The following is a 2,351-nucleotide window of genomic DNA, read 5'->3' as shown; positions in this document are numbered from 1 at the left end:
TATTGAGTTTGAAAAATTATTATCTTTATATGCTAACTTTCCGGATAATCCAAAAACTGAACTTTCATCTCCGGAGTATTGCACAATCTTAACGTCAATAGAGGTTTGCTTTTCTTGATTCTTTAGTAATCTATCTATAAACCCTCTAACTGAATCTATTTTGTCTGGTCTCGATGTAACTCGTATGTGTCCAGTACGTTTTGATAGTATGATGTCACCTTCCCCTTTTAATATAGATTCTATTGTAGATACAATAGAGTCCATATCATCCTGATTATGTACCCCAGAAATGGAACTACTAGAAACTACATTTACGGACATATTCATATTTGACGTAAATGTGTTCCCCGGTAACTGAGCGTTATAAACAGAACACTTGTTAAGTCGAAGGTTTTTCCCATCAAAAAGAGCATCATAGTTATAGATTTCTTTAAGATAGTTTAAATACCCAACAATATTGCCTTTATAGTTAATCGTTGACTTATGTTCTTCCGAAGGAAAATTGCAATTATCCATAACCTCTACTCTTATCCCTTTTGATTTAATAGGGTTTGTTGCCTCTATTAGCGAGATGTCATACATAGAAAACATGGCCACATTAATGCTTTGGTACTTTACTTCGCGATCTAATGCTATCTGCTCACCTCTAAATAGGAAGTCATTAACAAATGAAACGTTGTTTTTCTTCCTAGTATTAGTGTTTGATGAGAGCTGTTCCAATTGCTTTTTTACATTATTTATATCTGCTTTCGTTTCAACATTGCTTGTATTTGAGCATCCAGAAACAATAAACAAAAATAGAATATTAATTATTAGTAACCTCAAGAACATTATTCTTCTCATAATATGTAAACCTATATTCTCCGTAGTAGGAAGACAGCTTCTTAAGCGCCACTCTAAAGTCATTACCAAAGCTTATATCACTGATAATTCGACTATCCATCTCTGAATTCCACCGTAATGTACCGTTTATACTATTCATCCATTCTGTAATGTTGTAATACAAGGTCTTATCCTCGTATATGTTAAAACTATTTGCATCCATACTATTTTTATTCGATGTATTTTGGCTATAGCTTTCACTTTTATGCTTCTGATTTTTCCCAGCGAAACCACAGTTAAACCCTTCTATGTTTGCATAATTATCTGTATTCTTAGGCAATGTGTAGCTACATGTAATTTTGACTTCATCGTGATTCCTATTATTATTTTCTTCATCAGATTCAATCAATTTAGAATCGTTATTTTTTTCCACATAAGGGAAATCAAAAGTCCCTATAACATCAGGAGTAATGCTCGCCATTGATTTACATGTGCTAATACTCGGTAAAGATAACCTAGTGCCAACCTTAATGTCTCTAACGTTAGGTATTTTATTAATAGCTACCATACAAGAAACATTATTAGCATTACTTCTTATTCCGTTATCCCTAAGTATGCTATAAAGAGTATCTCCATTGCTAACAATTACCTCCTTAGAGAGAGCTTTCAAGGGTAATATTATAACGGTCAAGGAAATCATCGATATTTTTATTACTTTTTTACGCATTAAATATAGCCTTATTCATCACACCATATTAACGCCATTGCCAATATCTTAGATTTATCTACGTCTGGGTTATTTGATGCAATATTAATATTCCACTCACTGCCACTAGTTGTCCAACCTAGAGAAAATGCTCCTGGTACCGTGACATTACTGATTATTGGCGAATATCGATCACGACTAGGTAGGCTGCCACTAATACCATATGAGGCTAATGAAAGTGATATGTTCGGCCTTAGTCCTGTTGGACAGATTGGCTTTAATAGTTTATCACCGTCTTGTACAATCCTACTCTCGATAGTTGAGCGTTTATTGCCACTTGTATCTTTAGTTATAACAGTGCCTACACTGATGTTTCTTGGATTATTACTTCCATCTAATATTGATATTCCTTCGTCATCACCTTTTAGGCAAATATTTAAACCCGAGCTATTCTTCCAACAAATAGTGCTACCAGATTGCATTTTAGTACTGCCGTCTGACGCTAGATACTGTCTTGCTATGGTTGAAGCGGTTAATATTGTTTTACTACCGTTTTTTACAAAATTGATTGATAAATCATTTGTGTCAAAACCATGTACTCTTATCGTATTTCTAATCGCTCCTTCTATTAATGATTCAGTAACTTTATTTGATATTAATTTTGAATTAATAGGCTGATATTCAAGCTGATACTCAAATTCACTTGAAGTTTTTCTGTTTATTTTCCATGAAAAAAACTCTACTAAACGACTTGAGTTAAATGACAGAGCACAACTGAGTCCTTTTCTCCACGATGCTTCATTTCTCTCTCCTGATGGACAAT

General features: G+C 33.7%; 3 protein-coding genes. All 3 read right to left on the bottom strand.

Annotated elements, in window-relative coordinates; all coding sequences use genetic code 11:
• The coding region (locus tag HW45_RS04530; RefSeq protein ID WP_152559623.1) for a hypothetical protein at positions 1–843 on the bottom strand (843 nt) is incomplete at its 3' end.
• Positions 806–1,549: a TcpQ domain-containing protein gene (locus HW45_RS04525; RefSeq protein WP_038225218.1), complete on the bottom strand. Its 744-nt coding sequence runs from the start codon at positions 1,547–1,549 to the stop codon at positions 806–808. The genes HW45_RS04530 and HW45_RS04525, both read right to left, overlap by 38 nt.
• Positions 1,550–1,560: 11 nt before the next feature.
• On the bottom strand, positions 1,561–2,351 hold a 791-nt coding region (locus HW45_RS29500; protein ID WP_038225217.1), incomplete at its 5' end, for a hypothetical protein.

This window comes from Vibrio sp. ER1A (genome assembly GCF_000733315.1).
In the GTDB taxonomy this organism is placed as follows: domain Bacteria; phylum Pseudomonadota; class Gammaproteobacteria; order Enterobacterales; family Vibrionaceae; genus Vibrio; species Vibrio mediterranei.
Note: the sequence above shows the minus strand (reverse complement) of the source record. Positions and strands in the feature narration are given on the sequence as shown.